Below are 6,320 nucleotides of genomic sequence, written 5' to 3'. Positions count from 1 at the left end.
CGTTCAGTTTTCAAAGAACTTCTTCGTCGCTCAGAAGCGACTTTATTAATATAACATTTTGTTATATTTTCGTCAACAACTTTTTTCGATAAGTTGTTTTTCGTTTGTTTTGCTTGTTACCTTTCGTGGCAACGAATATAAATATACCAGTTTGATTATTAAAATGCAATAGTTTTTCTAATAAAATTTTTAACTTAGTAAAAAGGTATAAAAACAGCACTTTTCTTCTATATAAATATAATTTTTCGCACTATCAAGATTTACTACCTCTAGGCAACTCATACTCAAATAAAAAAAGCTTTGGAGAAATCTCCAAAGCTTAGTCTTGTTTATGACGCATAGCAGGGAATAATAATACATCACGAATAGATGGCGCATTCGTTAATAACATAACAAGACGATCAATACCAATTCCCAGTCCACCTGTAGGAGGCATACCATACTCAAGAGCTTCGATATAATCATCATCCATCATGTGAGCTTCGTCATTACCTTGTTCGCGTTCTTTTAATTGCGCTTCAAAACGTTCTTTCTGATCAATTGGATCATTTAACTCAGTGAATGCATTTGCATGTTCACGTGCAACGATAAATAATTCGAAACGATCTGTAAATCGTGGATCTTCGTCATTCTTTTTCGCAAGTGGTGAAATTTCTACCGGATGACCGTAAATAAATGTTGGTTGGATTAATTTATCTTCTACTTTTTGTTCGAAGAATTCATTTATAATATGACCAACTTCCATTGTATCCTTAATATCTACATTATGTTCTTTTGCAAGTTCACGCGCTTCTTCTACACTCATTGGATTCCAGAAATCCGCTCCAGAATGTTCCTTAATTGCATCTACCATATGAAGACGTGTCCATTCTGGTTCTAGATTAATTTCATACTCACCATATTGGATTGTTGTTGTACCTAGTACTTGCTTCGCAATATGAGCAACCATATTTTCTGTTAGTTTCATAATATCTTTATAATCAGCATACGCTTCGTATAATTCAATCATCGTAAACTCAGGATTATGGCGAGTTGATACACCCTCATTACGGAATACACGACCAATTTCATAAACTTTTTCTAACCCACCCACAATTAGGCGTTTTAAATGAAGTTCAATTGCGATACGCATATATAATTCCATATCTAACGCATTATGGTGCGTAATGAAAGGACGCGCAGAAGCTCCACCCGCAATTGCATGCATCATAGGTGTTTCCACTTCAAGATAACCGTTATCATCTAAGTATCTTCTCATTTCACGAATGATCTTACTGCGAGTAACGAATGTTTCACGGCTTTCCATACTTGTAATTAAATCTAAGTAACGTTGACGGTAGCGTTGTTCAACATCTTTTAATCCATGATATTTATCCGGTAATGGACGAAGAGATTTCGTTAATAGCGTAAAGCCCGTTGCTTTCACTGAAAGTTCTCCAACGTTCGTTTTGAACACTTTACCTTCAATACCTACTAAGTCACCTAAATCTGCCGTTTTAAATAATTCGTACTCTTCATCTCCAACGGCATCTTTACGAACATAAATTTGAACTTGTCCATGTAAATCTTGAATATGTGCAAATCCAGCTTTTCCTTTACCGCGTTTTGTCATAATACGACCAGCGATAGAAACAGAGATTTCTTTCTCTTCTAATTCTTCTTTAGAGAACTCCCCATATAAGCTTAATAAGTCATTTGTTGCATTTGTACGTTCAAATCGTTTACCGAACGGATCAATTCCTTGCTCACGTAAGTTATGTAGCTTTTCACGACGAACAAGCAATTGGTCATTTAATTCTTCGTGGTTCATGTTATCCATGGTATTGATATCACTCCAGCTCTATTAATTTTTACAATATATACAGTATAGCATTTTCTACTCAACTAGAAAAACTGCCAGCAACTAACTGGCAGCTCTTCTTTCTTTCACGTAATTATAGGAAGTGTATAGAAGAATGTCAATCTTCCCTATCTATTATTAACCAACGTGAATTGTTTGTTGTTTTGCTTCTACTTCTTCTACAAATGCACCTAGTACATTCGCAAGGTCTTCACGCGTATTACAAGCATTGATACCATTACGTACAGTTGCATTACCACGAATACCCTTTAAATACCAAGCTGCATGCTTTCTCATCTCTCTTACAGCGACATTTTCATTCTTTAAATCGATAAGACGATCTAGATGCAACATACATACGTCAATTTTCTCACGCACTGTCGGTTCCGGCATTAGTTCACCTGTCTCTAAATACTTTACCGTACGATAAATCATCCACGGATCTCCCAGTGCAGCGCGACCAATCATAACACCATCTACACCAATTTCATCAAGCATACGCTTTGCATCTTGTGGCGTTGCGACATCACCATTTCCGATAACCGGGATGTTTACAGCTTGCTTTACTTGTTTAATAATATCCCAATCCGCTTTTCCCTCATACATTTGTACTCGTGTACGTCCATGAACTGCTACCGCTTGTCCACCAGCACGTTCAACAGCTATTGCGTTCTCGATTGCGAAAATATGATCCTCATCCCAACCAATACGCATTTTAACTGTAACTGGCTTTTCTACAGCATCTACAACTGCCGCTACCATTTCATATATTTTATTTGGGTCTAAAAGCCACTTCGCTCCTGCATCACACTTAACAATTTTGGGTACCGGGCAACCCATATTAATATCAATGATGTCTGCTGTCGTATATTTATCTACGTATTTCGCAGCATCTACAAGGGTTTCTTTCTCACCACCAAAAATTTGTAAGCTTAATGGCTTTTCTCTCTCATCGATATATAACATATCTAATGTTCTTTTATTGTTCAGTAGTATTGCCTTATCACTTACCATTTCGGCACAAACTAGACCTGCACCGAATTCTTTTACTGTCAAACGGAATGCAGAGTTACACACTCCCGCCATCGGTGCTAATACAACTGGATTTTTCATCTCAATATTTGCGATCTTTAACACTCGACTTACTCCTTCCTTCATAGTCACTTTGGCATTAACTCATCTATCGAGACCTTTAATGCTTTAGCAACTTCCACTACAAAATCTTGGGAAGGCGATCGATTCCCTCTCTCAACTTCACCTAAAACAGATACAGATACCCCTAACTCTTTTGCAAAGCCTTCTTGCGTATAACCTTTTAGCTTTCGAAAAGCTCGAATGCGTCTTCCCCATTTTTCTGCTTCCATACCGTTACTCCCTCTCGCCTTTTCATTTCTTCTACTTGTGAACGTGAAATGTTTTGTTTTATATCTTGATTAATCTCTAACAACGGAACGATAACAAAAGCTCTTTCGAACATCCGCGGATGCGGAACAATAAGATTCTCTGCTTCAATATTTTCTTGATTATATAGCAAAATGTCAAGGTCGATGGTCCTCGGACCCCACCTAATTTCCCTTTTTCTTCCTAAATCATTCTCTACTCTTTGTGTAACCTTCAATAATTCTTGCGGTGATAAATTGGTAGAAATTTTTATAACTAAATTTAAAAAGCAACTTTGGTCAGTATAGCCAACTGGTTCTGTTTCATATACAGATGAAATATCGTTAACTTGGATATACGGGTTTTTGTTTAAAAACTGAATCGCTTCAGTTAAATACGTATAACGTTCTCCGATATTTGAACCTAATGCAATGTAAGCTATATTATTCATGGACGTTCTCTCGTAATTTCTACTGCTACAGCACGATAATGTCCCGGGATCGGTGGATCTGGTTTAATTACCTTTATCGTACATCTTGAAATACTCTCATATTGTTTTAATATATCTGTAGCAATATTTTCAGCAATACTCTCTACAAGCTTATACGTTCTATCTTCAACAACTTTCCTACATAATTCGAAAAGCTCTCCATAATTGACAGACTGCTCTAAGTCATCACTTTCTCCTGCCTGTTTCAAATCCAATTCCACCGTTAAGTCCACTTTAAATCTCTGGCCTAATTTATTTTCCTCTGGGAATACACCATGATAACCATAAAACTCCATATCATGAATATAAATTTTATCCAATTACTTTACCCCCTTACCAATCATTGCATCCATCATCTTAGCCATACGTGCCATTTCCTTCACATCATGAACACGAACAAACTCACAACCCTTTTCAATACCAAGACAAACGGTAGCTCCCGTTCCCTCAAGACGTTCCTCTACCGGTAAATCTAGCACGTGCCCAATAAAGGACTTTCTTGAAGTACCTAAGAGAACTGGGTAACCTAGTACGTTTAACTGTTCTAAATTACGCATCGCTTCTAAGTTTTGTTCAGGTGTTTTAGCAAAACCAATACCTGGGTCTAAAATAATATTCTCATCTCGCACGCCAGCATCTTTAGCAATTTTAATACTGTCATATAAATCAGCAATCATATCAGCTATTAAATTACGATAATTCATATTATCGCGATTATGCATTAAGATGATAGGTACATCATAATGAGCTGCAACTTCAGCGATTTTCGGTTCCGCCTTCACTCCCCAAATATCATTAATAATATGAGCACCCGCTTCTATTGCTTGTTTTGCAACTTCAGCTTTATACGTATCGATAGAAATAGGCAATTGCACTTCTTTTGAAACTGCCTGAATCATCGGCACAACTCGTTTTATTTCTTCTTCCACCGATACCTTAGCAAAGCCCGGGCGAGTAGATTCTCCACCGATATCAATAATATGAGCACCCTCATCTCGCATTTCTTTTGCATGGCGCACCGCAGCCTCTACCTCGTTGTAACTCCCACCATCAGAAAACGAATCTGGCGTTACATTTAAAATCCCCATAATTAAAGTTTTTTCATTTAAGTTCAATGTATATTCGCCGCAGCGCAAATCATAATCCCACTTCAAACTACACATCTCCTCTTCGTAATTCATTTCTGCTCCACAATTTCTCTCTCTGCATTTCATAAAGATTCATAAACTTTTTTGTAACCATCCCTACTTTACCCGGGAAATCTCGCCCCTCTATACGATTAAGCGGAACAATTTCTTGAATCGAATTTGTTACGAAGACTTCATCAGCTGAAAGTAATTCTTCTTTTGTAAAGAAACCTTCCTTTACTTCTATACCTAGTTCTTCAGCAACTTTTATAATAAACGCACGAGTGATACCATTTAAAATCCCCGTTTTTAACGAAGGTGTATATAGAATATCACCTTTTACAAAAAAGAGATTCGAAACAATACCCTCTGCAACATAACCTGTTTCAGTAAGGAAAATACCTTCCTTATTCAAAACACTTCCAATTTCACGTTTTCCTAAAATGTTATTTAAATAATGATGAGACTTCAAACGAGACGCACCCTCTGGTGTATTTCGCACTTGCTTTAAAACAACCCCTTCTTTTTCCACTACATCTCCTGGGGCTGCTAAAGGTTTGATAAAAACAATAACAGACGGCTCTTCATACATTTCCGTTTGCAATCCAATTTCATCTATACCCGCCGATACATTAAAACGTACATAGGCATGCTCTAATTCATTCTTAACGAGTAAATTCCTCAAAATAAGCAGTACTTCATCTTTCGTCATTGTCCATTTAATTTGCAATGTATCCAGTGCACCTATTAAACGGTCATAATGATCATCCAACAAGAAAGGATGACCATTATAGATACGAAACGTCTCAAAAACTCCAAGACCATATAAATAACCATGGTCATACGGAGAAATTCTCGCTTCACTCGCTTCTACATACTCACCATTTACGTAAATTAACATGATGTCACACTCGGACTGTATGTACGAATGAAATTCTGCAACAACTCTTTCCCATGAGAAGTCATAATAGATTCCGGATGGAACTGTACACCTTCAATTGGTAAGGTTGTATGGCGAAGCCCCATAATTTCCTCTTCTTCAGTCCAAGATGTTACCTCTAAGCAATCAGGTAACGTTTCTTTCTTAACAATAAGTGAGTGATAGCGCGTCGCGGTAAATGGATTAGGAATATCCAAGAAAATCGTCTTTCCGTCATGATGCATAAGCGATGTTTTCCCATGCATCAATCGCTCTGCACGAACTACCTCCCCACCAAACACTTGTGCAATGGATTGATGCCCAAGACAAACCCCAAAAATCGGAATCTTTCCGGCAAAGTGTTGAATAACCTCCATACTAACGCCCGCTTCATTCGGACTACATGGGCCTGGCGAAATCATTAAAAAGTCTGGTTTCATATTCTCAATATCTGAAATAGTCACTTCATCGTTACGTTTAACAACAAGCTCTTGTCCCAGTTCTCCAAGAAACTGCACTAAATTAAATGTAAAAGAATCATAATTATCAATCATTAATATCATT

General features: G+C 37.3%; 8 protein-coding genes. All 8 read right to left on the bottom strand.

What is annotated here, in order from left to right:
- Positions 1-319 precede the first annotated feature (319 nt).
- The 8 genes from lysS to pabA all read right to left on the bottom strand — a co-directional run bounded on the left by lysS (position 320) and on the right by pabA (position 6,319).
- Complete coding sequence (gene lysS, locus ACYVEC_RS12080) at positions 320-1,819, bottom strand: lysine--tRNA ligase (protein WP_063222222.1); 1,500 nt, start codon at positions 1,817-1,819, stop codon at positions 320-322.
- 159 nt (positions 1,820-1,978) lie between these two features.
- Positions 1,979-2,977: a tRNA dihydrouridine synthase DusB gene (gene dusB / locus ACYVEC_RS12075; protein WP_063222221.1), complete on the bottom strand. Its 999-nt coding sequence runs from the start codon at positions 2,975-2,977 to the stop codon at positions 1,979-1,981.
- Between the two features lie 23 nt (positions 2,978-3,000).
- A complete protein-coding gene (locus ACYVEC_RS12070; protein WP_000387027.1) occupies positions 3,001-3,204 on the bottom strand; it encodes a helix-turn-helix domain-containing protein in 204 nt (67 codons plus the stop codon).
- Complete coding sequence (folK, locus tag ACYVEC_RS12065) at positions 3,156-3,671, bottom strand: 2-amino-4-hydroxy-6-hydroxymethyldihydropteridine diphosphokinase (RefSeq protein WP_063222220.1); 516 nt, start codon at positions 3,669-3,671, stop codon at positions 3,156-3,158. The genes ACYVEC_RS12070 and folK overlap by 49 nt, the downstream gene beginning before the upstream one ends.
- On the bottom strand, positions 3,668-4,030 hold the full coding sequence (gene folB / locus ACYVEC_RS12060) for a dihydroneopterin aldolase (protein ID WP_000358060.1): 363 nt from the start codon (positions 4,028-4,030) through the stop codon (positions 3,668-3,670). Before folB ends, folK begins: the two co-directional genes overlap by 4 nt.
- Positions 4,031-4,891, bottom strand: coding sequence for a dihydropteroate synthase (gene folP / locus ACYVEC_RS12055; protein WP_063222219.1), 861 nt, complete (start codon positions 4,889-4,891; stop codon positions 4,031-4,033).
- The gene (gene pabC, locus ACYVEC_RS12050; RefSeq protein ID WP_063222218.1) at positions 4,866-5,738 is read right to left on the bottom strand and encodes an aminodeoxychorismate lyase; all 873 of its coding nucleotides are present in this window, start codon (positions 5,736-5,738) and stop codon (positions 4,866-4,868) included. The genes folP and pabC overlap by 26 nt, the downstream gene beginning before the upstream one ends.
- Positions 5,732-6,319, bottom strand: coding sequence for an aminodeoxychorismate/anthranilate synthase component II (gene pabA, locus ACYVEC_RS12045; protein ID WP_275719631.1), 588 nt, complete (start codon positions 6,317-6,319; stop codon positions 5,732-5,734). The genes pabC and pabA overlap by 7 nt, the downstream gene beginning before the upstream one ends.
- Between the last annotated feature and the right edge of the window lies 1 nt (position 6,320).

The organism is Bacillus sp. MN7755, assembly GCF_054771475.1.
Note: the sequence above shows the minus strand (reverse complement) of the source record. Positions and strands in the feature narration are given on the sequence as shown.

Bases quoted from the DNA above. Each gene is read 5' to 3' on its own strand.
- pabA (WP_275719631.1), bottom strand. From the start codon at position 6,319: ATGATATTAATGATTGATAATTATGATTCTTTTACATTTAATTTAGTG.
- pabC (WP_063222218.1), bottom strand. From the start codon at position 5,738: ATGTTAATTTACGTAAATGGTGAGTATGTAGAAGCGAGTGAAGCGAGA.
- folK (WP_063222220.1), bottom strand. From the start codon at position 3,671: ATGAATAATATAGCTTACATTGCATTAGGTTCAAATATCGGAGAACGT.
- folP (WP_063222219.1), bottom strand. From the start codon at position 4,891: ATGAATTACGAAGAGGAGATGTGTAGTTTGAAGTGGGATTATGATTTG.
- lysS (WP_063222222.1), bottom strand. From the start codon at position 1,819: ATGGATAACATGAACCACGAAGAATTAAATGACCAATTGCTTGTTCGT.
- ACYVEC_RS12070 (WP_000387027.1), bottom strand. From the start codon at position 3,204: ATGGAAGCAGAAAAATGGGGAAGACGCATTCGAGCTTTTCGAAAGCTA.